Origin of the sequence: Mesoterricola sediminis, assembly GCF_030295425.1 — a bacterium.
In the GTDB taxonomy this organism is placed as follows: domain Bacteria; phylum Acidobacteriota; class Holophagae; order Holophagales; family Holophagaceae; genus Mesoterricola; species Mesoterricola sediminis.
The window spans coordinates 1,636,658-1,658,473 of the sequence record NZ_AP027081.1 but is presented as its reverse complement, the minus strand read 5'-3'; the positions used below and the strand labels follow the sequence as shown (position 1 = coordinate 1,658,473).

The window sequence follows — 21,816 nt, the reverse complement described above, 5'->3', positions numbered from 1 at the left end:
CCTTAGACTCCTTGCATGGACATCTTGACGCTGGAGCTCGTCGAAGTCACCGTCTCCGAGGCCCTGCGGGAGATCGCCCGGGTGCTGGAGGCGCACCCCGGCCTGCCCCTTCGGATCCTGACGAACGGCGACGAGATGCTCCTCCACAACGTCCAGCGCTTCCTGGACCGCGCGGGCCGGATCACCACCGTCCAGCGGGAGCAGGGCCGGTGGCGCGTCGACACCGCCCCCCGGCTGGCGCCGGCCCCCGCCCCGCCCCCGGCGGAGGCGGCCCCGGCGCGCCCGCCCGCGCCGCGGCCAGCCCCGGCGCCGCCCGTCCCGGTGCCCCAGGCCCGGCCCGCGGCCCCGGCGCCCCGCCCCCTCCTCCTGACCCGGCCCGCCCTGGGGTCCGCCCAGGGCGGCCTGGGCCGGCGCCTCCTGCTGGGCCTCCTCCGGGAGGCCGGGCCGGACATCCCCTGGGTCGGCCTCGCCCTGGAGGCCACCCAGCTCCTGGAGGATCCCGAGGCCCTCGCCGCGCTGCGGGACCTCCGGGACCGGGGCGTGCCCGTGCGGGTCTCCCGGGCGAGCCTCCTCTTCCCCGACGGCCCCGAGGGGGCCTTCGAGGTGCTGGAGGACAGCCTCTGGCAGCGCCTCGCCGCCCGGGGCGAACTGACCCTCCTGTGATCCGGGAGGCGGGGTCCCCTGCCGGAATGGGCCGCGAAGCGGGTAGACTGGAATCCGACCTGGTTCGAACCGCCGAAAGACCCGCTGACCCATGACCGTACCCAACTACCTGACGCTCGCCCGGATCCTCATGGTGCCCATCCTCGTGGTGGTGCTCCTGACCCGGGTCACCAACCACGAAATCATCGGTGTGCTTGTGTTCTGGGCGGCCAGCCTGACCGATCTACTGGATGGCTACCTGGCCCGCAAGTGGAAGCAGGTGACCACCCTGGGCAAGCTCCTGGATCCCCTGGCCGATAAGCTTCTCATCTCGGGCGCCCTCATCAGCCTGGTGGAGCTGGACATGGCCCCGGCCTGGATGACCTTCATCATCCTGGGGCGGGAGATGGCCGTGACCGGCCTGCGCGGCATCGCCAGCGAGGAAGGCATCACCATCGCCGCGGAGCGCCTCGGCAAGTGGAAGCTCGGGGCCCAGATCGCCTCCATCTCCTGTCTCCTCCTCGGGCCCAAGCTCGACCTCTGGCTCTACCAGTGGACCGGACTGGGCATCTTCCGGCACTTCATCAGCTTCCCCCGGCCCTTCAGCTTCTTCTGGGGCATGGGCGTCCTGCTCCTCTGGGTCGCCATGATCCTGGCGATCTGGAGCGCGGTCACCTACTTCCGCCGCTTCTGGCACGTGCTGGGCCCCGGCATCATGACCGGCCAGGGCCGCCTGGGCCGCACCGAGGGCGCCGCCCTCAAGGACAAGTGAGGCCGCGATGATCAGGAAGTACCTCATCGCCGGGTTCGTCACGCTGCTCCCCTCCGTGGTGACCTTCTGGATCCTGCGGGCCATCTTCACGACGCTGGTGGACGTGTTCCGGGCCCCGGCGGCCTGGATGGCCTCCCTGCTCCACATGCCGGTCCCCCCGGCCTGGGGCCTCGCCCTCATCTCCGCGGCGGCCACCCTGTGCCTGCTGTTCCTGGCGGGGGCCCTCGTGGGCAACTTCGTGGGCCGCCAGATCCTGGGCTGGCTGGACGACATCGTCATGCACGTGCCGCTGGTCAAGGGCATCTACGGCGCCACCAAGCAGCTCATGAGCGCCATCCAGAACGGCCAGGGCGGCTCCTTCAAGGAGGTGGTCCTGGTGGAATGGCCCCGGGAGGGCTCCTGGACCCTGGCCTTCGTCGCCAACCGGGACTGCGCCTGGACCCGCGGCGAGGACGCCGAGGCCCTCGTGGCCGTCTACATCCCCACGGCCCCCAACCCGACCTCCGGCTACGTCGTGATGGTCCCGGCCTCCCGCATCCGTCCCACGGAAGTCACCCCCGACCAGGCCCTGACCTGGGCGGTCTCGGGCGGCGTCGTCACGCCCGCCGGCAAGCAGCCGTGAAGCCCTTCGCGGGCCGGCGCGTCCTCGTCTCGGGCGCGGGTTCCGGCCTGGGCAGGGACTGCGCGCGGCGCCTGGGGGCGCTGGGCGCGGACCTGATCCTCGTGGGCCGCCGGCGGGAGCCCCTGGAGGCCACCTGGCCCGTCGCCGACATCCGGCCCCTGGACCACGCGGACGACGCGGCGGTGGCGGCCCTGGCCGCCGCCTGCCCCGCCCTGGACGGCCTCGTGCTCTGCGCCGGCGCCCTGGCCACGGGCAGCGTGGAAGGCTCGCCGGAGGCCACCTTCGACGCCATGATCGCCGCCAACCTCAAGGGGCCCTGGCTCATGTGCCACCATCTGGGGCCGCGCCTGGCCCCGGGCGCCTCCGTCGTCCTGCTGGGCTCCAACATCGGCATCCGGGCCATCCCGGACAGCGCCGCCTACTGCGTCGCCAAGGCGGGGGTCCACATGCTCGCCCAGGTGCTGGCCCTGGAATGGGCCCCCCGGGGCATCCGCGTCAACGCCATCGCGCCCGGGCCGGTGCGGACCGCCATGGTGGACGCGCGGATCGCCGGCTCCCCCGACCCCGCCGCGGCCCTGGAGGCCCTCTCCGCCGTCAACCCCATGCGCCGCATGGGCACGGGGGAGGAGATCGCCGCCCTCGCGGAGCACCTCCTCGGCGACGGCAGCCGCTGGACCACGGGCACCGTCATCCCCGTGGACGGCGGCGCCACCGCGGTCTTCTGAGCGGGCCCTACTCCACGAAGTCGAGGTCCCGGCCGTGGGTGTCCTCCAGGCCCGAGAGGGCCCAGGCGGCGAGCCCGAAGGTGGCCAGGCCCACGGTCCAGGCCGAACCCAGCAGCCCCAGGGGGGCCTTCAGCAGGATGAACCCGTTGGTGATGAGGACGACGGCGCCCCGGACGAAATTGGGCACCGTGGTGGCCACCGTGGCCCGGAGATTCGTGCCGAACTGCTCGGCCGCGACCGTGACGAAGACGGCCCAGTAGCCGCAGGCCAGGCCGAGCCAGAGGGCCAGGGCGTAGAGCCCCGCCGCGCCCATGCCGCGCCCCAGGAGGAAGGCCGCGGTGCCCAGGAGGGCCGCCGCCATGAACACGCCGACCACCTTGGTGCGCGTCCCCCACCACTGGCTGAGGAAGCCCGAAAGGACGCTGCCCACCGTGATCCCGCCGTAGCAGAAGGCCACCGCGACCGCGGGGCTGGGGTGGCCCGAGAACCGGAGGGGCCCGCCGAACTCGGGCATGAAGATGATGAGGATGCCGACGATGAACCACATGGGCAGGCCGATGAGGATGCAGCGCACGTAGCGCGTCAGGCGGCCGCCGTCCGTGAAGAGGCTGAGGAAGTCCCCCCTCCGCACGCCGCTCTCGTGGGTCCGGGCGAAGATGAAGCTCTCGCGGATGCCCACCCGGAGGAAGAGGAGCAGGACGCCGAGGCCGCCGCCCACGAGGTACGCCGCGCGCCACGGAAGGTAGCGGCCCGTGAGGGCGGCGGTGACGGTGCCCGCCATGCCCACCGCGGCGACGAGGGCCGTGCCGTAGCCGCGGCTCTCGCGGGGCATGCTCTCTGAGACGAGGGTCACGGCGGCGCCCAGTTCCCCGGCCAGGCCCAGGCCCGCCAGGAAGCGGCAGGCGGCGTATGCGGGGATGCCGCCCACGAAGGCGTTGGCCACGTTGGCGACGGAGTAGAGGGCGATGCTGCCGAAGAGCGTGGAGAGCCGTCCCTTCTTGTCGCCGAGGATCCCCCAGAGGATGCCGCCCAGGAGCATGCCGCCCATCTGCCAGTTCAGGAGGAGGGCGCCCACCTCGATCTGGCGCGGGCCGGTCACGCCCATGGCCAGGAGGCTGGGCTGACGGACGATGGGGAAGAGGAGCAGGTCGAACATGTCGACGAAGTACCCCAGGGCCGCCACCAGCACGGTCAGGTTCAGCACATCCAGGAAACCGGTCTTCCGCGTCATGGCAGCGCATGCCTCCTGAATCAATCATAGCCCTCGTTGCCCGGGAGGCGCCGCCGGTGTCAAACTGGGGGACGCATAGCAACGAGGTTCCAGATGCCGGTCGTCACACCCGCCCAATACCGCACCATGCTCGAGAAGGCCCAGGAAGGGAAGTACGCCTTCGGCGCCTTCAACGTCACCTCCACCGAGACCGCCAACGCCGTGCTCCTGGGCCTCAAGACCGCCAAGGCCGACGGCATCATCCAGGTGTCCACGGGCGGGGCCGAGTTCATGTCCGGCCTGGGCGTGAAGGAGATGGCCAAGGGCGCCATCGCGCTGGCCCAGTACGTGCACTACATGGCCCAGCACTACGAGGTGAACGTGGCCCTCCACACGGACCACTGCCACCCCAAGTACCTCGACACCTTCGTGCTCCCCCTCATCGCCGAGACCGAGCGCCGCCGCGCCGCGGGCCAGGGCAACCTCTTCAACGCCCACATGTTCGACGGTTCCGAGCTGCCCCTGGACGAGAACATCAAGCGCTCCGTCGAGCTCCTCACCCGCTGCGCCAAGAGCGAGATCGTCCTCGAGGTCGAGACGGGCGTCGTCGGCGGCGAGGAGGACGGCCACGACACCAGCGGCACGCCCAAGGACAAGCTCTACACCACGCCCGAGGACATGGTGGCCGTCCACAAGGCCCTGGGCCCCATCGGGCCCTACCTCCTGGCCGCCACCTTCGGCAACGTCCATGGCGTCTACAAGCCGGGCAACGTCGTGCTGAAGCCCGAGATCCTGAAGGAGGGCCAGGAGGCCATCGCCAAGGCCTGCGGCGGCGCCCGCACCCGCCTCGTGTTCCACGGCGGCTCCGGCTCCAGCCTCGAGGAGATCCACGCCACCCTGGACTACGGCGTCGTGAAGATGAACGTCGACACCGACACCCAGTACGCGTTCACCCGCGCCATCGCCCACCACATGTTCAAGAACTACGACGGCGTCCTCAAGGTGGACGGCGAGGTGGGCGACAAGAAGGCCTACGACCCCCGCCCCTACATGAAGAAGGCCGAGCAGAGCATGGCCGACCGGGTCATCCGCACCTGCCAGGACCTCCGCAGCGCGGGCCGCACCCTCGGCACGATCGCGTAGTCCGCCCCGGGACCCCGGCGCACGGGCCGATGCATGCCGGCGCATGCATCGGCCCGTTCCCGTCCGGGGGTTCCGGTTCCCTCCCGCTCAGCGCGCGGCGGCGTGGATCTCCATGACGGCCGCCAGCAGCTCCAGGGCCTGGGCCTTGGGGCGCTGGAAGGCGTTGCGGCCCATGATGGAACCGAAGCCGCCGCCCTTGGCGATCTCCCGCACCTCGGCCAGCACCTCCTCGGTGCCCTTGGCCTCGCCGCCGGAGAAGATGACGATGCGCCGCCCGTTGAAGGCGGCCTGGACGACGTGGCGGATGCGGTCCGCCAGGGTGTCCATGGGGACGCCGTGCTTCTCGTAGACCTTCTTGGCCTCGGCCTGCTCCAGGAAGGCCTTGGGGGGCTTGACCTTGATGATGTGGGCGCCGAGCTGGGCGGCCTCCTGCGCGGCGTAGGCCACCACGTCGAGGGCCGTCTCGCCCTCCTTGGAGACGCCCCCGCCCCGCGGGTAGGACCAGACGACGGTGGGGAGGCCCACGGCCTTGGCCTCGAGGATCAGCTCCCGGAGGGCCTCGAGCTGGGCGTTCCGGTCGCCGCTGCCGGGGTAGATGGTGTAGCCGATGGCGGCGCAGCCCAGGCGGAGGGCGTCCTCCACGCTCCCCGTGACGGCGGAGCAGGGCTCGGGCAGCTTCGAGAGGCTGTCGCTGTTGTTCAGCTTGAGGATGAGGGGGATGTCGCCCGCGTAGTCCCCGGCCACCGCCTCCAGGAAGCCCAGGGGGGCCGCGTAGGCGTTGCAGCCGGCCTCGATGGCCAGCTCCACGTGGTAGCGGGGGTCGTACCCCGCCGGGTTGGGCGCGAAGCTGCGGGCGGGACCGTGCTCGAAGCCCTGGTCCACGGGCAGGATGACGAACTTGCCAGTCCCCGCGAGCCGTCCGGTGTTCATCAGGCGCGCGAGGTTGGCCTTCACGCCGGGATTGTCCGAGCCGTACCACGACAGGATTTCTTTGACCCGAGCGGTCATGGGAGCCTCCTCGAAGGGTTGCCCCATGGTACCCCAGGGCGGCCCCCCCGGGGGGGTCGGACCTCAAGCCCTGGGAATGCTGCATTTCCGTTTCCTGTATTCCGACCTCGGACCCCTGACGGCCGGACTCAATCTCGGCTAGAATCGGATCGAGGCCGATCATGCACCCCGACATCTTCCCCGAACTCCCCGACGACGCCCGGCTCTGGCTGCTGGGCCTGGAGGCGGCCCCCGGCGCCGGGGCCCGCGCGGCCCTCGCGGCCGGCCTGGACGCGCTGATGGGCCAGTGGCGCCACAAGGGCCACGCCTACGCCGGCCGGTGGACCCTCCTCGAGGGGCAGATCCTGGCCATCGCCGAGCCGGACATGGCGTCCAACCCCTCGGGCTGCGCCATCGACGGCATGTTCCGCCGGGTGCGCGGCCTCCTGGCCGAAACCGGCCTCGCCCCCGTGGACCCGGCCACCCACGTCCTCGTGCGCGCGGAGGACGGCTGGCGGGCCCACCCCAAGGCGGCCCTGGAGGCCCTCCTGCTCGACGGGACCCTGGACGCGGCGACCCCGGTCGCGGACCTGGCCCTCTTCGCGGTGGGGGACCTGCGGGCCGGGCGGCTCCAGGCCCCCCTGGCCCGCACCTGGATCGGCCGGAAGTTCAAGGTCGCTTGAAGGGCGCCTCCACCTTGACCTCCGTGCGGAGGGAGTTGGCGATCATGCAGCAGTCGTGGGAGGCCTCGTGCATTTCCTGCACCTGGGCCTCGTCCGGCCCCTCCCCGGCGAAGCGGATGCAGGGGTGGAGGGCGATGCGGACCATGGCGATGCGCCCTTCCCCGTTCCGGCCCATGTAGCCCACGGCCCGGTCCTCGTAGCTGTCCACCGTGAACCCGCGGCCGGCGGCGATGGAGAGGAACCAGAGCATGTGGCAGCTGGAGGCCGCGGCCACCAGGGCCTCCTCCGGATCCACGAACACCGGGTCCGAGTACGGGAGGGGCACCACGGACGGGGAGGAGGTGGCCATCACGACGGCCCCGCCGTCGAAGACCCACCGGTGGGCGCGGCTGTACTTGGCGTCCGTGAACGGCGCGTCCCCCCGGCTCCAGCTGATCTCGACCTCGTGCTTGATCACGGTCCCTCCCCAGCGGTCCGGCCGGTCACCGGATGCAGGGAATATAGGCCGCGGAAGCCCGTCCTTCCAGCCGTCCCGCCCGAATCCGTGGGGCCGGGCTACTCGAACTGCCGGCGGAAGGCCTCGAACTCGGCGCGGAGCGCGGCCAGCTCGGCGCGGAGGACGGCGACCTCCTCCTCCAGGCGGCCCCGGGGCTGGGGCGGGGCCGGGGCTTCGGCCGGCAGGGGGTCCCCCAGGAGGTGGCCGAAGCGGGTCTCCTTGGTGCCGGGCTGCCGGGGCAGGCGCGCCACGAGGGGGGCCTCCGCCTCCAGCATGAGGGCCAGCACGGCCTCCACTTCGGCCAGGTCGGGGAAGGGGTACATGCGGGCGCACCGGGCCCGCAGCTCACCCGGGGTCTGGGGGCCCCGCAGGAGGAGTTCGGCGAGGATGGCGCACTCCTGCACCGACAGGTTCCGGGCCTCGGCGAGGCGCTGGGCGTACTTGGGGACGCGGCTGCCGGCGCCTCCCACCAACCAGGCCGCTTGACGGTCCTTCAGCCCCTCCAGGGCCTCCAGGACGGCGGCCTCGTCCAGGGCCAGGACGGGATCCCGGTTGGTGAGCTGGTTGCAGGCGTTGACGAGGGCGTTCAGGGTGAGGGGGTAGGCGTCGGGGGTGCTGAGCTCCTTCTCCAGCAGGCATCCCAGGACCCGCTGCTCGGGAATGGTCAGGGCGGCGTCGGTCATGCGGTCCTCCACCCCCATGCTCCCACAGGGGCCTCCCCCGCGACAGCCGGTGCGGCCGTCCTCAGCCGACCTTGACGCCCCGGACCCCGGGCAGGGTCATGAAGCCGGCCTTGGCGGTCCCGGCGAGGCCCTCGCCCTCGCGGACGAGGTCGAACTCCAGGCGGATGTTCATGGGCTGGGTCAGCTTGATGGCCCAGAGGAGATGGTCCCCGGCCACGCGCGGGTCGAGGATGGGGGCGGCGTTCCCGTCCATGTGGGCCTTGCCGGCCACGGCGCCGCCGTCGGTGCTCACCTCCAGGCGGAAGGTCTTGGGACCCATGGGGGACTGCACCGTCACGTCCCAGATGCCATCGAAGCTCATCGCGAATGCCTCCTGCGGGGCGCGCCCCGCGCACCATGCTACGCGGGTCCGCGCCCGCAAGGGAACCCGGGACCTGGGGGCAGGTCCAGGCGGCCCGGAGGAGCCCAGGCGGCGACCGCCAGCCGCGCCCCCTGCCAGGCGAAGCCCCGCACCCAGGCCGCCCTGTCAGGCAAGCTAACGATGCAGGTGTCCTGGAGCCAACAGTCCGGACCGGCCTGGGCGCTCCGGGGGTCCAGGGCCAGGCCCCGGCCATCCAGCTTGAGGGCCGCCTCCTTGGCGACCCAGGCGCGCAGGAGGGCCTCCGGCTGGTCCGCCGCCGGCAGGGTCCCCCAGGCCTCCGCCTCCGCCGGCCCCAGGGCGGCGGCGGCCCAGGCCGTGGGATCCGGGCCCCGGTCCGGGGATTCCAGGTCCAGACCCACCTCCAGGCCTTCCGCCAGGGCGCAGGCCACGGCCGACCCGGTCCGGGCGAGGCTGAAGCGCAGGTCCCGCCCGGCCCCGCCGGGCAGGGCCGGGCGCCCCCCGGGACCCGCCGCGAAGGCGCCGGTCCAGGCCTCCTGGCCGAGGGCGCGCCCGAGGAGGGCCCGCAGGAAGCCGCGGCCCAGCTGGAACGCGAGGCGGTCCTCCGGCCTCCGGAAACGCCCCGCCCGGTCCCGCTCGGCGGGGGAGAGCCAGGCCTGGTAGCGGGCCAGGGCGGGCTCCAGGTCCCGGAACAGGGCGGCGCGGACCTGGACCTCGCCGGGGGCCACGCTCAGGACCAGCGGAGGAAGGGGATCAGCTCGTCGCTCGTCTGGGGCATCTGCTCCGGGGAGGGCTGGATGAAGACGCTGCCGGCCTTGGCGCTCTCGTTCACGCATACGCCCATCCCGATGAGGCAGCCCTCCTCCAGTTGGATGCCCTGGTACACGGTGCTGTTGGCGCCGATGAGGCAGCGCTCCCCGATGCCCACCAGGCCCAGGAGCACCGCCGCGGGCGCCACGAAGGCGTGGTCCCGGATGGTGGTGTGGTGGCCGACGATGGCGGCGGCGCACACGGTCACGTCGGCGCCGATCCTCACGAAGGGCTGGACGATGGCCTTCTCGAGGATGAGGCAGTTGTCGCCGAGCTCGACGCCGGGCGCCACCTCGGCGCGGGAGCTGACGTACGAGATGAGTTCGTAGCCCTTGGCCTTGGCCTGGGCGTACCGGGCCTGGCGCAGGCGGTTCATCTGCTGGTAGCTCAGCCCCACCAGCATGCGGTGCGTCTCCGGGTGGAAGCGGGCCGGAAGGTCCTCGAAGGGCACGACGGGCAGGCCCAGGAGGGTGGGCTCCTTCACGTACTCGCCGTCGACCGTGAAGGCCACGACCTCGTGGGGCGAATCGTGGGTCAGGCAATGATGCAGGTACTGGGCCCAGCCGCCGCTTCCGAAGATGATCACCTTGCTCATGCGCGCTCCTGGGTTTCAGTCCTTGCCGGCCCGGAGCCGGTCGACCAGTTCAGCCAGCTCCGCCACCGTCGGGTGCGCGAAGAAGGCGGCCACGGGCACCTCGATTCCGAACAGCTTGTTGATCTGCATGAGGATGCGGATTGCCGGGAGGGACTTCCCCCCCAGCTCGAAGAAGTCGTCGCGCACGCCGATCTGGGTGAGGCGGAGGGCGTCCTTCCAGATGGCGGCGATCTGCGCCTCGGTCTCGCTGGCCTGTTCCACGAACCCGGCGGAGACCTCGGGCCGGTCCGTGCCGGGGGCCGGAAGGGCGGCCTGGTCCAGCTTGCCGTTGGTGGTGAGGGGCAGGCGGTCCAGGTGGAGGTAGTGGGCCGGCAGCATGAAGGCCGGCAGGGTTTCGGCCAGGAAGGCCCGCAGCTCCCCGGCGGCAAGGGGGGTCTCCGCTTCGTAGTAGGCCGCCAGGCGATTGGCGTCCCCGTCCTCGGGGGCGGCGCCCGGCTGCCGGACCACCGCGACGGCGCAGCGGCGGACCGCCGGGTGCTGCTGGAGGCGGGCCTCGATCTCGCCCAGTTCGATGCGGGCCCCGCCGATCTTCACCTGGGCGTCGGCGCGCCCCAGGAACACGAGCCGCCCGTCCTCGCCCCAGCGGGCCAGGTCCCCGGTGGCGTAGACGCGGAGGCGCTCCCCCTCCCGGCCTTCGCGGGGATCGGGGATCTCGAGGAAGCGCTGGGCGGTGAGGTCGGGCCGGTTGAGGTAGCCCCGGGCCAGGCCGGGCCCGGCCAGGAAGAGCTGGCCCTGCCCGCCGGGCCCCGCGGGCCGGTAGGCCTCGTCCAGGGGCAGGACCGCCATGTTCGCCGCGGGGGTCCCGATGGGCACGGAGACGCCGGTGTCGAGCTCGGGGTCGTAGCGGTGGATCATGCACCCGACGGTGGCCTCGGTGGGGCCGTACTCGTTGTAGATGGCCACGCCGGGACCGGCCTTGGCGAGGATCTCCCGGGCGAGCCCGGCCTTCAGGTCCTCGCCGCCCACCACGAGGACGCGCAGGTCCAGGGCGGCCAGGTCCATGTCCTTGACCAGCGCCAGGTGGGCCGGGGTGAGCTTCATGATGTTCACCGCGCGGTCCTCGATCACCTTGAGGAGGAGGGTCCCGTGGGACCAGCCCGCGTCGTGGTAGACGAGGATGCGCCCTTCCGACACCAGCGGCGTGAAGACCGTCGTCACGGTCAGGTCGAAGGCGAGGGACGAGAACAGGGGCCAGGCCATGCCCTTGGCGGGCACGTAGGAGCGCTTCGCCCACCAGATGTAGTTCACGAGGCTGCGGTGCTCGATCATCACGCCCTTGGGCTCGCCGGTGGAGCCGGAGGTGTAGATGACGTAGGCCAGGTTCTCCGGGCCCGCCGCGCGGGCCGGGTTCTCCCGGCGGAAGAGGTCCAGGCCGCGCAGGCCCGGCGACACGGTCACGACCCGGGCCAGGCCCTTGGGCAGGTCCGCGGCCTGGCCCTGCCCGGCCACGAGCAGGGGGGTCTCGCCGGGATGGGTCTCCGCGATCCGGGCCAGGATGGCCTCCACGCGGCGGGCCGGATTGGAGGGGTCGATGGGGACATAGGCCGACCCGGACTTCAGGATGCCCAGGATCGCGCACACCACCTCGATGGAGTGCTCCATCTTCAGGGCCACGGCGCGCTCCGGCCTCGCTCCCAGCGACTTGAGCTGCCACGCGATCTGGTTGGCGCGGGCGTTGAGCTCGCCGAAGGTCAGGGCGCGCTCCCCGGCGCGGATGGCCTCGGCCCCCGGATCCGCGGCCGCCGCGGCCTCGAAGAGGTCCACGATGGTGCGGTCCGAAGGCCAGTCGGCGGCGGTGTCGTTGAAGGCGGCCAGGGAGGTCTTCACAAGGACCACGCGATCATCTCCTTCAGGATCTCGTTGGCCCCGCCGTAGATCCGGTGGACCCGGCTGTCGGCCCAGATGCGGGCGATCTCGTACTCGGTCATGTAGCCGTATCCGCCGTGGAGCTGGACGCAGGCGTCGGCGACGAGGCACTCGCTCTCCGTGAGCCAGTACTTGGCCTGGGCCGCGGTGACCGGGTCCAGCCTCCCCGCCACGTAGCGGTCGATGCAGCCGTCCACGAAGACGCGGCCGAGCTTGGCGCGGGTGGCGCACTCGGCCAGGACCATCCGGGTGTTCTGCAGGTCCATGAGGGTGCCGCCGTAGGCCCCCCGCTCCTTCACATACTCGGAAGTCAGTTCGATGGCTCGCTCCATGGCGGCCGCGGCCCCCACCGCGATGGCGAGGCGCTCGTACACCATGCGATCCATGATCTGGGCGAAACCCTGGCCCTCCCGGGGGCCCAGCAGGCTCGACGCGGGCACGCGCACCTCGTCGAAGAAGGCCTCGCAGGTGTCCTGGCCGTTCATGCCCACCTTCTCCAGGGGGCGGCCCTTGTGGAAGCCGGGCAGGCCGTCCGTTTCGAAGACCAGGAGGGAGATGCCCCGCAGGGCGGGCACGGCGGGATCCGTCCGCACGGCCACCACGAGGAGGTTCATCAGCGTGCCGTTGGTGATGAACGTCTTCGACCCGTTGAGGACGTACTGGTCCCCATCCCGGCGGGCGGAGGTGGCCAGGCCCTGCAGGTCCGAGCCGCCCCCGGGTTCCGTGAGGGCGATGGCCCCCACCCGGGCGCCGCTGGCCAGATCGGGCAGCCAACGCGCCTGCTGCTCGGCGCTGCCGTACTGGTGGAGGTAGTGGGCCACGCCGTCCTGGATGTAGTTGGCGAAGTTCACGGAGGCCCGGGCCAGTTCCTCGATGACGACGGCCTCGTGGCGGAAGGTCCCGCCGCCGCCCCCGCTGGCTTCCGGCAGGTCCACCAGGAGGAGACCCGCCTCGCCGGCCTTGCGCCAGGCGTCCGGGTCGGGATGGTGCTGCGCCCGCCAGCGCTCCTGGCAGGGAACGAAGGTCTTGTGGATGAACTTGGCGACGGCGTCCCGGAAGAGGACCAGCTCTTCATCCATGGCGCCTCCCGTTCCATCCGGGCCGGCGCGCCGGCGCGAGGTGTGGAAGCATGAATGCCGGGTGTCTCATGCGCGTTGTCGCCCCCTGGATCGGCATGATGAATGTCCTATTGGTTAAGGCATAGTACCATGAACAAGATCGGAAAAAGATGGTTCAACCTACGGATGCCTCACCCTCGCCTGTAAAAAACCCCATAGGCCAGGCGATCCCCTGGATCGCGGGCGCGGCCATCCTGGCCATGCCGGCCCTGCTCTGGCTCGGCGGCTTTCCGGCCCCGGCCGGCCCCGGCCAGCGCGCCGCCTGGCTGGGTCCAGCCCTTCATGTGGCCGTCCTGGGGGCGCCCCTGGCCTGGCTGGCGGCGCCCGAGGCCTGGCTCGCGAGCTGGCTGCTCCTGTGGGGCCTGGAGGGCGCCCAGGGCTGGTCCATGCAGGGCCAGCCCCTCCTGCTCTCCGTCGCCGTGCTCCTGGCCACGACGATCGCCTGGCGCAGGCCGGTGTCCCGCCCCGGCCTGCGCTGGGCCCTCACCGCGCTGGCCATGGGCCTGGCGGGCTGGGCCCGGGGGGGCGGCGCCCTGCTCCTCCTGCTCCCGGCCGCCACCCTCGCCGCGGGCCGCGCCCGGGAGGCGGGCCACCTGGCCCTGGCCTGGGCGGCTGGCACCGCCGGGGCCATGGCCCTCACGGGCGCCGTCCTGCCCTTCCTCGGCGAGCCCCTCCTGCGCCCCGGCGCCCCCTGGCCCTTCACGGGCCTGGGCGAGGCCTTCGCGCCGTCCCACCCGGGCCCGGCGGCGCTGGCCGTCCTCGGCTGCGCCCTCCTCCGTGCGGCCCAGGGCCGTGGCCGGTCGCTGGCGGAGGATCCCGCCTTCCTCCTGGCGGCCGGCACGTGGTTCGCGGGGTTGCGCGCCCCGGGGCTCTGGCTGGCGGCCGGCTACCCCATCGCGGCCCTGTGGCTGGCCTTAGAGCTTGAACCGGCCTTCCAGCGCCTGGGGGCGCGGGCTCCGCGCCGCCGGCTGGTGCTGGCGGTCTTCCTGGCCGTTGCAGCCCTCCTCTTCTTCACCGCCAATCCCGGGGGCCGCTGGAACCCCAGGCCCCTGCCGGGCGCCGCCCGGGGAGGAACCCGATGAACGCCCCCGACCCCACCCTGGCCGGCGCCCTCCGGCGCCACGCCGCGCGCCTCACCGGGCTCCTCGTGGTCCTGGCCCTCCTGGCCCTGCCGCTGGTCCTCGCGGCCACCGGCTACCACCCCACCGACGACGCCCTCCGGCACGCCGCCCAGGCCGTGGATGGCCGCCCCTGGACCGAGATCCTGGTGCTCCGGCCGGGCATCCTCGTCGACCAGCACCAGGCGTGGCACGCCCTCCTGCGGGCCTGCCACGCCGGGTTCGGGCTGGATGCCCATGGGCTGGTCGTCCTCTCCGTGGTGGGCCTGGCCGCCCTCGTGCTGCTCGCGCCCCTGCCCTGGATGCGGGTGCCCGAAGCCTGGGTCTGCGCCTGGGTGCTCCTCTGGATCGCCGGCGGCGGGCAGATGCGGCTGATGCTGGGCCGGCCCCTGCTCGTGGCCATGGCCGGCCTGCTGGTCCTCCTGAGTCTCTGGACCCGGGAGACCCGGCCCGGCCCCTGGGCGCGGTGGCTCGGTACGCCCCTGGTGTTCGGGGTCGCGGCCCTCCTCCATGGCAGCTGGTATCTGCTGGCCCTCATCCCCCTCGCCTTCCTCGCCGCCAACCGCCGCTGGGAGGCGGGGCGCCTGGCCTTGGCCTGGATGGCCGGCTGCGCCGCCGCGGCCCTCGCGACGGGCCACCCGGTGACCTTCCTGGCGGGGGAACTCATCCACCTGGGCCATGCCCTGGGGCCCCTGGGCCAGGGCGGCCTGGTGGCCGCCGAGCTTGGGCCCTCCCTGGGGAGCGGGCTGGTGGGTTGCCTCCTCCTCGTCACCCTGCTCTGGGCCGTGGAGCGGGGGGAGGAGGGCGCCCGCCTGGGCGATCCGATCTTCCTGCTCGCCCTCGGCGGCTGGCTCCTGGGTCTCAAGGTGTCGCGCTTTTGGCTGGACTGGGGCCTGCCCGCCACCGCCCTCTGGCTGGCCCGCCAACTGGAACCGGCCCTGGCCGCCCTGGGAGAACGGGCTCCGGGGCGCCGGCTGGTCCTGGCCCTGGGCGCGGGCCTGGCGGCCATCCTCCTCGTCACCTCGGCGGATCCCCGACGCTGGGCCGAACGCACCCACGCCAACTCCATCGCCGCGGACCGCCCCGAACTGCAGGGCTGGCTGCCCGGCGACGGCGGCGTGATCTACGCCGCCAACATGGCGGTGTTCTACGACACCTACTACCGCAATCCCCACGCCCGCTGGCGCTACGTGCTGGGCTTCGAGCCGACCCTCATGCCCGACGCGGACCTGGCCGTGTACCGGCGCGCCGTCGCCGCCTACGACGATCCCACGGTCTGGCGGCCCTGGATCGCCCGCATGGGGCCCGCCGATCGCCTGGCCTACGTGTGCGCCTACAACCCCAGGTTCCTCTTCCCGGACCTGCAGTGGGCCCCCGTGGGCCGTGCCGTCTGGCTGGGCCGCAAGCCGGTCCCGGTCGCGCCATGAAGCGGGTCCTCGTCAGCAGCTGCCTCCTGGGCGAGCCGGTGCGCTACGACGGCGGGGCCTTCGAGCCCACCCACCCGGTCCTGGCGCGCTGGCTCCGGGAGGGCCGGGTCCTCCCGTGCTGCCCGGAGGTGGCCGGCGGTCTCCCGGTGCCCCGCCCTCCCGCCGAAATCGCCGGCGGCGCGGACGGCGGCGAGGTGCTGGCGGGCCGGGCCCGGATCCTGGACCCCGCCGGCCGGGACCTCACGGCCCCCTTCCTGGCGGGGGCCGCCGCCACCCTGGACCTGGCCCGGGCCGGGGGCGCGGTCCTGGCCGTGCTCAAGGAGGGCAGCCCGAGCTGCGGATCCGCCGCCATCCACGACGGCGCCTTCTCCGGCGTCCGGGTCCCGGGCCAGGGCGTCGCCGCCGCGCGCCTCCGCGCGGCGGGGATCCCCGTGTTCTCGGAGCGCCAGTGGGAGGCCGCCGCGGCCTGCCTCGAGGCCCTGGAGTCCTGACCTCAGTCCAGCACGTCCCGCACCTTCCGCAGGAGCTCCTCCCGGGTGAACGGCTTCTGGAGGAAGGGCAGGCCCGGATCGAGCACGCCCTGGGCGGAGGTGGCGCCGCCGGGGTAGCCCGACATGAAGAGGGCGCGGATGCCGGGCCTCATCGCCCGCACGCGCTGGTAGAGGGCCACCCCGCCCATGCCCGGCATGATCATGTCCGTGGCCAGGAGGTGCACCTGCCCCGCTTCCGTGGCGGCCAGGACCAGCGCGGCCTCGGGCGCGGGCACGGCCAGGACGCGGTAGCCGGCCTCCTCCAGCATCGTGCGGCCCAGGGCCAGGAGGGCCTCCTCGTCCTCCACCAGGAGGATCGTCTCCGTCCCCCCCCGCGGCGGCGCGGCCGGGGCTTCCTGCCCGGCGTCGGCGGCCGGATCCCGGAACCGCGGCAGGTGAAGCCGGAACGTCGTGCCCGCCCCGGGCGCGCTGTAGACCGTGATGAAGCCCCCGTTCTGGCGCACGATGCCGTAGACCATGGCCAGGCCGAGCCCGGTGCCCTGCCCCACCTCCTTGGTGGTGAAGAACGGCTCGAAGATCCGGTCCAGGACCTCCGGCGGCATCCCGGCCCCGTTGTCGGTGACGCCTACCACGACGTAGTCGCCGGGGATCGCGTCCGGGTGGGCCCGGGCGTAGGCGGGGTCCACGGTCTGGTTGCAGGTGGCCAGGGTGATCACGCCGCCCTGGCGGGTGGCGTCCCGGGCGTTGACCACGAGGTTCACGAGGACCTGGTTCACCTGGGAGGGGTCCACCCACACGTTCCAGAGGGTGGAGGCGGGCTTCCACACCAGGGACCGGTCCTCGCCGATGAGGCGGCGCAGCATGCGCTGGAGCTCGTCCAGAAGGAGGTTCAGGTCCTCCCGGCGGGGCTGGATGGTCTGCTTCCGGGCGAAGGCCAGCAGCTGCCGGGTGAGCTCGCTGGAATGGAGCGCGGCCTGGCGGATCATCCCCAGCTGGGCCCGGGCCACCGGATCCTGGATGGCGGCGTTCTCCAGGAGGATGTCCGAATAGCCGATGATGACCCCCAGCATGTTGTTGGTGTCGTGGGCGACGCCGCCGGCGAGCTGGCCCAGGGACTCCAGCTTCTGGGCCTGGCGGAGGTCCTGCTCGGCCTGCTTGCGCTGGGTGATGTCGCGGACCACCGCCACGAGGGCCTCTTCCCCGTACCAGTGGGCGGGTCTCAGGGTCACTTCCACGTCCAGGGGCCCCTCGGCGTCGGGCCGGAGCAGCTGCCACTCGAGGACGTGGAACCCGCGGGCCGCCACCTGGGCCCAGTGACCCTCGAGCTGGGCCCGGACCTCCTCCCGCCCGGCGGGGATGTACGTGAGGTCCAGGACCGTGCTGGCCAGGAGCGCTTCCCGCGGGAGCCCGAACAGGGCCTCCGCCGCCCGGTTCGCCTCGAGGAAGCGCCCCGCCTTGTCGTGGATGACGATGCCGTCGTGGATGCTGTTGAACACGGCCACCAGGTTGGCCTCGGACGCGCGGAGGCGCTCCCGGGTCTCCTCGAGCTGGCGGAGGCGCTGCTGCAGTTCCGGGTAGAAGCTCTTCCGGGCCGAGTCCTCGCCGAGGCCGATGATCCGGTCCCGCATCTCGTTCCAGTCGCGGCGTCCGGCCATCTACAGCGCCTCCCGGAAGACCGTCTCCAGGTCCCCCTGGGCGGGGGGCCTCGGGTTGGTCGCATTGCAGGGATCCTCGATGGCCTTGGCGGCGAGCCGGGCCGTGTCCGCGACGCCCACCCCCCGCTCCGCGAGCCCGCCCCGGATGCCGCAGGCGGTGCGCAGGTCCAGCAGGTGGCGCACCAGCGCCTCGCGCACGGACGGGTCGGGCCCGTCGGCCCCGGGGCAGCCCACCAGCTCCGCCACCCGGCGGTAGCGCTCCGGCGCCGCGGGGAAGTTGAAGGCGACCACCGGGGCCAGGAGGAGGGCGTTGCACTCGCCGTGGGGGAGGTCCCGGTACCCGCCCAGGCTGTGGGCCATGGCGTGGACCGCGCCCAGGCTCGCGTTGGAGAAGGCGAGACCGGCCTGGAGGCTGGCCTGCATGACCCGGGTCCGGAGTTCCAGGTCCCCGGGCCGCTCCGACGAGGCGCGGAGGTGGGCCGCCACGAGCCGGATCGCCTCGGCGGCGTGCACGTCGGTGATGGGCGAGTGGGCGTTGGACACGAAGGCCTCGATGGCGTGCACCAGCGCGTCCATGCCCGTGCAGGCCGTCAGGTAGGGATCCAGCGTCACCAGGGTCCGGGGATCGATGAGGGCCACGTCGGGCACGACCGCCTTGCTGATGATGGCGATCTTCACCTTCTCGGCCACGTCGGTGATGATGGCGAACTGCGACACGTCCGCCGAGGAGCCCGCCGTGGTCGGCACGCAGATCAGGGGCGGCATGGGCACCCGGACGCGGTCCACGCCCTCGTAGTCCAGCACGCTCCCCCCGTTGGCCACGACGATGCCGATGCCCTTGGCGCAGTCCATGGGGCTCCCGCCGCCCACGGCGACGATGAGGTCGCTCTGGGTCGCGTGGTAGCGCTCCACCCCGGCCATGACCTGGTGGTCCCGGGGGTTGGGGCTGATGTCCAGGAAGGTCGCGACCTCGAGGCCCTCCGCCTCCAGGAGGTCGGCCGCCTCGGCGGTCCAGCCCGCGGCCGCCACGCCCGGGTCCGAGACCAGCAGGGCCCGGCCCGCCCCCAGGGTGCGGGCGTAGCGTCCCACTTGCAAACGGGCATCCAGGCCGAAGAGGAATTCGGGGGCGACGAATTTCCGCAGTTCGGTGACCACCGGCTCGAACATGGAAGGCCTCAGGATGGCCTAGACCATACCCGAAGAGGCGCCCGCATGCCCGCTGAAATTCGGGTCAGCCCCGCCCGAAGGGCAGGATGTTGGTGGGACCCTCCCGGGGCGGTTCGGCCTCGGCGAGGTCCTCCTCCCGGTAGCTGTTGCCGGCCCCGTTGTCCCAGGTCACGTAGTAGGGCCTGGGCTGGGCCCCGGGCCGGTGGGGGCGCTCCCCCGCGAAGGCCACGGTGCCGGCCGTGCCGCCCCCCTGCCCCTCGGGGACCCACCCCGGGGCGCCGCCGTAATAGAGCACCGCCTGCGGCGCGAGCCGGACCCTGTCCCCCACCTTGAATCGCAGTTCCATCCGCCCATCCTAACCGACGGGGACGTCGATCACCGCCTCGAAGCCCGCCGGAACCGCCCGGAAGGCGAGGCCCCAGCCCTCCTCCCGGGCCAGGTCCGCGAGGACGGTGAGCCCGAGGCCGCCCCCTTCGCGCCGGGCGCGGTCCGGCGCCCCGCGGCGGTGCGCCAGGTGTTCCAGGACCGGGCCGGGGATGCCGTCGCCCTCGTCCGAAACCCGGATCTCCATGTGGTCCGCCAGCCGCTGGGCGTGGACCTCGACCCTCCCGCGCCCGTGCATGAGGGCGTTCTCCACCAGGGTCGAGAGGGCGGAGTCGAGGGCCGTGGGGCTGCAGGGGAAGGCCTCCCCGGCGGCGTAGACCTCCAGGACCCGGTCCCGGGCCTCGAAGGCGGGGCTGGCCTTCTCGTCGAGGCGTTCGAAGAAGTCCGGGCCCACCAGGCCCTGGGACCGCCCCCCGCCGGGGCAGCGCATCTCCTCCAGGCAGGCCTCGATGGTCCGGGCCATGTGGTCGGCCCCGTTGCGGATCTCCAGCAGGCGCGCCTCGCGCTCGGCCTGGGCCAGGTCGGGGTTGAGGGCCGTCTCGCAGCGCAGCTGGAGCACCGCCAGGGGGGTCTTGAGGCTGTGGGTGAGGGAGGCCAGCCGGTCCGCGATCCGGCGCTCCCGCTTCCGGGTGAAGAGGACGGCGGCGAGGGCGAGGCCGGACCCCGCCACGACGAGGCCGTAGGCGGTCCAGGCCAGCCCCCGCCGGCGCAGGTCCTCGGCTCGGAAGGCCCGGAACGTCGCGGGCGACATCTGGAGGTAGACGTTCCAGGTCCCCCCGAAGGCCGTGCTGAGATCCCGGTCGACCAGGAAAGGGGCTTCGTCGGGGTTCTGGAAGGCCACCCGGCCGCTGTCGGGCGGCTGGGGCCGTCCCAGGTAGGCGGCGAGGGGCCGGGGCCGCGGGTGCCCCCCGGCGCTGCGGTGGTTCAGCGCCCCGAACCGGTAGGTGGCGGCGGAACCGAGGGTGCCCTGGAGCCAGCGCTCCACCTCGGGGCTGCCGGGCACCCACTGCTTCACCAGGCACCACTTGCCGAAGTAGGCGACGATGCTGCCCCGCTCCACGAACTGGGGATCCTGGTTGCCGGGCAGCCACCCCACGCCGGCGTCGAAGCCCCGGTCCCGCCGGATGGCCATGGGCCCCGCGACGGGGGTGCCCCGCACCGCCCAGGCCGGGCAGACCTGCATGGCCCGCCAGGCCCAGTCGGCCGGGACCCGGCGCTCCCCGGCGTTCCGGGGCTTCCGGAGGTGGTCCCCCTCCCGGATCCACACCGTGCCGGTCTCGGCATCCACCAGGGCCGTGAGGAGGGCCTCGCGGGCCAGCCAGGCCCCCACCTCGGGCTCGTCCCCGCGGGTGAAGGGGGGCACGGGGGCGGTCCAGTGCTCCCATTCCTGCGTCAAGCGGGTCGCCCGTTCATGGGAGGCGGTGTACCAGGCGTTCAGGCTTGCCTGCCGGGCGTCCCGCACGTAGCCGTGGGGAATGACGGCCAGGATGGCGCAGAGGACGGCCCAGGCCACGCCCAGGAACCAGAACGGAGCCCGCGGGCCCCTGTGGGCCCGCGGGCGGGATCCCGGCCGCAGCCAGCGCGGCCGGGGTTTGACGATCCGGACGGGTTCCATGGGAGGAAGCTACTTGTTCCCGAGGTATTTGCCCAGGGTTTTCTGCAGGTCCTCGCCCCGCAGCCCTTCGGTGGCGAGGATGGTGCCGTCGGGCCCGACGAGGACCATGTGGGGAATGCCGCGCACCTGGAAGGCCCGCATCACCGCCTCCCGGGCCTCCCCTTCGGGGAAGGCGTGGCGCCAGGGCATGGGGTGGTCCTTGTCCTTGCGGAACGCGACCACGTCCGCGGCCTTGCGGTCGCTGGAGATGCTCAGCACCTCCAGGCCCCTGGGGTGGAAGGCGGCGTAGGCCTTGTGCAGGTTGGGCAGCTCGCCCCGGCAGGGCGCGCACCAGGTGGCCCAGAAATCCAGGAGGACGTACTTGCCCTTGAAGGAGGCCGGCGTCAGGAAGGCACCCGGGTGCTCCACGTCGGGGAGCTTGAAGGCGGGCACGGGCCGGCCGGGACGGGGCACCAGGAGGTCCTCCTTCTCGGCCGTCACGAGCCAGGCCTTCCACGTCCGGATGGCCGGAGCCTGGGGGTCGAAGGCCTCGAGGCGGGCCAGGTCCGCGCGCACCTCGGCCAGCATGCGGGGCCGGCTGTGCAGGTCGATGGCGGTCTCCAGGGCGCGGCGCTTCACGGCCGGGTTGGGGTGGCGGGCGAAGACCGCGTCCAGGAACGCGAAGGCCTTCTGGGCCGCCGCGGCCTCGGTCTGGGCCACGAAGCCGCCGCCGCTGGCGTGCCAGGCGATGTAGCCCATGGCCTCGGGATCGAAGGCCTCGAAGAGGTCGAAGGCCGGCGAATCCGGCGTGATCTGGCCGGCCAGCTCCAGGCCCGTGGCGTATTCCACGGTGCTCGCGAGGGAGGCCGCCTCCTTGGGCAGGTCCTTGGGGAGGGCCTGGAGCATGGCCTTGAACATCAGGTAGCGCGCGGCGAGGAGGACCTGACGCTCAGCCGGGCGCGTCTCGTGGCCGATGGCCACCGACAGGCCCTCGGGGGTATCCGCCAGGGGGAGGCGCTGGTTGCGGGCGGACGCGTCCTGGGCCTTCTGGCCATAGGCCTTCAGGAGCAGGGTGTAGCGGGCCACCATGGCCTTGGCGTCCTCGGCGGGGGCCTGGGCCGTCAGGACCGCGGGGAGAAGAAAGAGAGGGGCAAGTGAACGCATGGGTGCTTTCGAGGGGGTGCGGCCG

General features: G+C 72.9%; 23 protein-coding genes. 9 read left to right on the top strand and 14 right to left on the bottom strand.

The window, feature by feature from the left end:
- The first annotated feature begins 15 nt into the window (after nucleotides 1–15).
- The 4 genes from R2J75_RS07350 (at nucleotide 16) to R2J75_RS07335 (ending at nucleotide 2,761) form a co-directional block, all read left to right on the top strand.
- Complete coding sequence (locus tag R2J75_RS07350) at nucleotides 16–663, top strand: hypothetical protein (RefSeq protein WP_316411428.1); 648 nt, start codon at nucleotides 16–18, stop codon at nucleotides 661–663.
- A gap of 91 nt (nucleotides 664–754) precedes the next feature.
- Nucleotides 755–1,414: a CDP-diacylglycerol--glycerol-3-phosphate 3-phosphatidyltransferase gene (gene pgsA, locus R2J75_RS07345; RefSeq protein ID WP_243333721.1), complete on the top strand. Its 660-nt coding sequence runs from the start codon at nucleotides 755–757 to the stop codon at nucleotides 1,412–1,414.
- Nucleotides 1,415–1,421: 7 nt separating this feature from the next.
- Nucleotides 1,422–2,036, top strand: a complete 615-nt coding sequence (locus tag R2J75_RS07340) for a DUF502 domain-containing protein (protein WP_243333719.1) — start codon at nucleotides 1,422–1,424, stop codon at nucleotides 2,034–2,036.
- Entirely contained in the window at nucleotides 2,033–2,761 is a 729-nt protein-coding gene (locus R2J75_RS07335) for an SDR family NAD(P)-dependent oxidoreductase (protein ID WP_243333717.1), read from the top strand. The genes R2J75_RS07340 and R2J75_RS07335 overlap by 4 nt, the downstream gene beginning before the upstream one ends.
- A 7-nt stretch (nucleotides 2,762–2,768) precedes the next feature.
- On the opposite strand, the gene R2J75_RS07330 is transcribed toward R2J75_RS07335, so the two are convergent.
- A complete protein-coding gene (locus R2J75_RS07330) occupies nucleotides 2,769–3,992 on the bottom strand; it encodes an MFS transporter (RefSeq protein ID WP_243333715.1) in 1,224 nt (407 codons plus the stop codon).
- A 75-nt stretch (nucleotides 3,993–4,067) separates the two neighbouring features.
- Here R2J75_RS07330 and fbaA point away from each other — a divergent pair, with 75 nt between their 5' ends.
- Nucleotides 4,068–5,114, top strand: coding sequence for a class II fructose-bisphosphate aldolase (gene fbaA, locus R2J75_RS07325; protein WP_394365912.1), 1,047 nt, complete (start codon nucleotides 4,068–4,070; stop codon nucleotides 5,112–5,114).
- Between the two features lie 87 nt (nucleotides 5,115–5,201).
- Here the strand turns inward: fbaA and R2J75_RS07320 are convergent, their stop codons facing one another.
- Nucleotides 5,202–6,122 (bottom strand): class I fructose-bisphosphate aldolase, encoded by a 921-nt coding sequence (locus R2J75_RS07320; RefSeq protein ID WP_243333711.1) that lies wholly within the window; start codon nucleotides 6,120–6,122, stop codon nucleotides 5,202–5,204.
- Nucleotides 6,123–6,283: 161 nt separating this feature from the next.
- Here R2J75_RS07320 and R2J75_RS07315 point away from each other — a divergent pair, with 161 nt between their 5' ends.
- Nucleotides 6,284–6,784 carry a hypothetical protein gene (locus R2J75_RS07315; protein ID WP_316411427.1) on the top strand — a complete coding sequence of 167 codons (501 nt, stop codon included), beginning with the start codon at nucleotides 6,284–6,286 and terminating at the stop codon, nucleotides 6,782–6,784.
- Here the strand turns inward: R2J75_RS07315 and R2J75_RS07310 are convergent.
- The 7 genes from R2J75_RS07310 to R2J75_RS07280 form a co-directional block, all read right to left on the bottom strand.
- Nucleotides 6,771–7,241 (bottom strand): OsmC family protein, encoded by a 471-nt coding sequence (locus tag R2J75_RS07310; RefSeq protein WP_243333707.1) that lies wholly within the window; start codon nucleotides 7,239–7,241, stop codon nucleotides 6,771–6,773. The genes R2J75_RS07315 and R2J75_RS07310 overlap by 14 nt on opposite strands.
- A gap of 98 nt (nucleotides 7,242–7,339) precedes the next feature.
- A complete protein-coding gene (locus R2J75_RS07305; protein WP_316411426.1) occupies nucleotides 7,340–7,963 on the bottom strand; it encodes a YceH family protein in 624 nt (207 codons plus the stop codon).
- A gap of 61 nt (nucleotides 7,964–8,024) precedes the next feature.
- Nucleotides 8,025–8,324, bottom strand: coding sequence for a hypothetical protein (locus R2J75_RS07300; RefSeq protein ID WP_243333704.1), 300 nt, complete (start codon nucleotides 8,322–8,324; stop codon nucleotides 8,025–8,027).
- 38 nt (nucleotides 8,325–8,362) lie between these two features.
- Nucleotides 8,363–9,070 carry a 4'-phosphopantetheinyl transferase family protein gene (locus R2J75_RS07295; RefSeq protein ID WP_308220511.1) on the bottom strand — a complete coding sequence of 236 codons (708 nt, stop codon included), beginning with the start codon at nucleotides 9,068–9,070 and terminating at the stop codon, nucleotides 8,363–8,365.
- 2 nt (nucleotides 9,071–9,072) lie between these two features.
- Complete coding sequence (locus R2J75_RS07290; protein WP_243333703.1) at nucleotides 9,073–9,747, bottom strand: acetyltransferase; 675 nt, start codon at nucleotides 9,745–9,747, stop codon at nucleotides 9,073–9,075.
- A gap of 15 nt (nucleotides 9,748–9,762) precedes the next feature.
- A complete protein-coding gene (locus R2J75_RS07285; protein ID WP_316411425.1) occupies nucleotides 9,763–11,643 on the bottom strand; it encodes a non-ribosomal peptide synthetase in 1,881 nt (626 codons plus the stop codon).
- On the bottom strand, nucleotides 11,631–12,752 hold the full coding sequence (locus R2J75_RS07280) for an acyl-CoA dehydrogenase family protein (RefSeq protein ID WP_243333697.1): 1,122 nt from the start codon (nucleotides 12,750–12,752) through the stop codon (nucleotides 11,631–11,633). Before R2J75_RS07280 ends, R2J75_RS07285 begins: the two co-directional genes overlap by 13 nt.
- A 239-nt stretch (nucleotides 12,753–12,991) precedes the next feature.
- Between R2J75_RS07280 and R2J75_RS07275 the strand changes: the two genes are divergently transcribed.
- Genes R2J75_RS07275 through R2J75_RS07265 form a run of 3 tightly spaced genes read left to right on the top strand, consistent with a single transcriptional unit; the run spans nucleotide 12,992 to nucleotide 15,827 of the window.
- Complete coding sequence (locus R2J75_RS07275) at nucleotides 12,992–13,873, top strand: hypothetical protein (RefSeq protein ID WP_243333695.1); 882 nt, start codon at nucleotides 12,992–12,994, stop codon at nucleotides 13,871–13,873.
- Nucleotides 13,870–15,336 (top strand): hypothetical protein, encoded by a 1,467-nt coding sequence (locus R2J75_RS07270; RefSeq protein WP_316411424.1) that lies wholly within the window; start codon nucleotides 13,870–13,872, stop codon nucleotides 15,334–15,336. Before R2J75_RS07275 ends, R2J75_RS07270 begins: the two co-directional genes overlap by 4 nt.
- Entirely contained in the window at nucleotides 15,333–15,827 is a 495-nt protein-coding gene (locus tag R2J75_RS07265) for a DUF523 domain-containing protein (protein WP_316411423.1), read from the top strand. Before R2J75_RS07270 ends, R2J75_RS07265 begins: the two co-directional genes overlap by 4 nt.
- 2 nt (nucleotides 15,828–15,829) lie before the next feature.
- On the opposite strand, the gene R2J75_RS07260 is transcribed toward R2J75_RS07265, so the two are convergent.
- From R2J75_RS07260 to R2J75_RS07240, 5 genes are all read right to left on the bottom strand, one after another.
- Entirely contained in the window at nucleotides 15,830–17,482 is a 1,653-nt protein-coding gene (locus R2J75_RS07260; RefSeq protein WP_243333690.1) for a hybrid sensor histidine kinase/response regulator, read from the bottom strand.
- Nucleotides 17,483–18,649 (bottom strand): alcohol dehydrogenase-like regulatory protein ErcA, encoded by a 1,167-nt coding sequence (gene ercA, locus R2J75_RS07255; RefSeq protein WP_316411422.1) that lies wholly within the window; start codon nucleotides 18,647–18,649, stop codon nucleotides 17,483–17,485.
- A gap of 64 nt (nucleotides 18,650–18,713) precedes the next feature.
- Nucleotides 18,714–18,995 carry a hypothetical protein gene (locus R2J75_RS07250; protein WP_243333685.1) on the bottom strand — a complete coding sequence of 94 codons (282 nt, stop codon included), beginning with the start codon at nucleotides 18,993–18,995 and terminating at the stop codon, nucleotides 18,714–18,716.
- A 9-nt stretch (nucleotides 18,996–19,004) separates the two neighbouring features.
- Nucleotides 19,005–20,546 (bottom strand): sensor histidine kinase, encoded by a 1,542-nt coding sequence (locus R2J75_RS07245; protein WP_243333683.1) that lies wholly within the window; start codon nucleotides 20,544–20,546, stop codon nucleotides 19,005–19,007.
- A gap of 111 nt (nucleotides 20,547–20,657) precedes the next feature.
- Nucleotides 20,658–21,791 carry a TlpA family protein disulfide reductase gene (locus R2J75_RS07240; RefSeq protein ID WP_243333680.1) on the bottom strand — a complete coding sequence of 378 codons (1,134 nt, stop codon included), beginning with the start codon at nucleotides 21,789–21,791 and terminating at the stop codon, nucleotides 20,658–20,660.
- Nucleotides 21,792–21,816 lie beyond the last annotated feature (25 nt).

Bases quoted from the DNA above. Each gene is read 5' to 3' on its own strand.
- R2J75_RS07350 (WP_316411428.1), top strand. From the start codon at position 16: ATGGACATCTTGACGCTGGAGCTCGTCGAAGTCACCGTCTCCGAGGCC.
- pgsA (WP_243333721.1), top strand. From the start codon at position 755: ATGACCGTACCCAACTACCTGACGCTCGCCCGGATCCTCATGGTGCCC.
- R2J75_RS07340 (WP_243333719.1), top strand. From the start codon at position 1,422: ATGATCAGGAAGTACCTCATCGCCGGGTTCGTCACGCTGCTCCCCTCC.
- R2J75_RS07330 (WP_243333715.1), bottom strand. From the start codon at position 3,992: ATGACGCGGAAGACCGGTTTCCTGGATGTGCTGAACCTGACCGTGCTG.
- R2J75_RS07320 (WP_243333711.1), bottom strand. From the start codon at position 6,122: ATGACCGCTCGGGTCAAAGAAATCCTGTCGTGGTACGGCTCGGACAAT.
- R2J75_RS07315 (WP_316411427.1), top strand. From the start codon at position 6,284: ATGCACCCCGACATCTTCCCCGAACTCCCCGACGACGCCCGGCTCTGG.
- R2J75_RS07305 (WP_316411426.1), bottom strand. From the start codon at position 7,963: ATGACCGACGCCGCCCTGACCATTCCCGAGCAGCGGGTCCTGGGATGC.
- R2J75_RS07300 (WP_243333704.1), bottom strand. From the start codon at position 8,324: ATGAGCTTCGATGGCATCTGGGACGTGACGGTGCAGTCCCCCATGGGT.
- R2J75_RS07290 (WP_243333703.1), bottom strand. From the start codon at position 9,747: ATGAGCAAGGTGATCATCTTCGGAAGCGGCGGCTGGGCCCAGTACCTG.
- R2J75_RS07280 (WP_243333697.1), bottom strand. From the start codon at position 12,752: ATGGATGAAGAGCTGGTCCTCTTCCGGGACGCCGTCGCCAAGTTCATC.
- R2J75_RS07275 (WP_243333695.1), top strand. From the start codon at position 12,992: ATGCCGGCCCTGCTCTGGCTCGGCGGCTTTCCGGCCCCGGCCGGCCCC.
- R2J75_RS07270 (WP_316411424.1), top strand. From the start codon at position 13,870: ATGAACGCCCCCGACCCCACCCTGGCCGGCGCCCTCCGGCGCCACGCC.
- R2J75_RS07265 (WP_316411423.1), top strand. From the start codon at position 15,333: ATGAAGCGGGTCCTCGTCAGCAGCTGCCTCCTGGGCGAGCCGGTGCGC.
- R2J75_RS07260 (WP_243333690.1), bottom strand. From the start codon at position 17,482: ATGGCCGGACGCCGCGACTGGAACGAGATGCGGGACCGGATCATCGGC.
- ercA (WP_316411422.1), bottom strand. From the start codon at position 18,649: ATGTTCGAGCCGGTGGTCACCGAACTGCGGAAATTCGTCGCCCCCGAA.
- R2J75_RS07250 (WP_243333685.1), bottom strand. From the start codon at position 18,995: ATGGAACTGCGATTCAAGGTGGGGGACAGGGTCCGGCTCGCGCCGCAG.
- R2J75_RS07240 (WP_243333680.1), bottom strand. From the start codon at position 21,791: ATGCGTTCACTTGCCCCTCTCTTTCTTCTCCCCGCGGTCCTGACGGCC.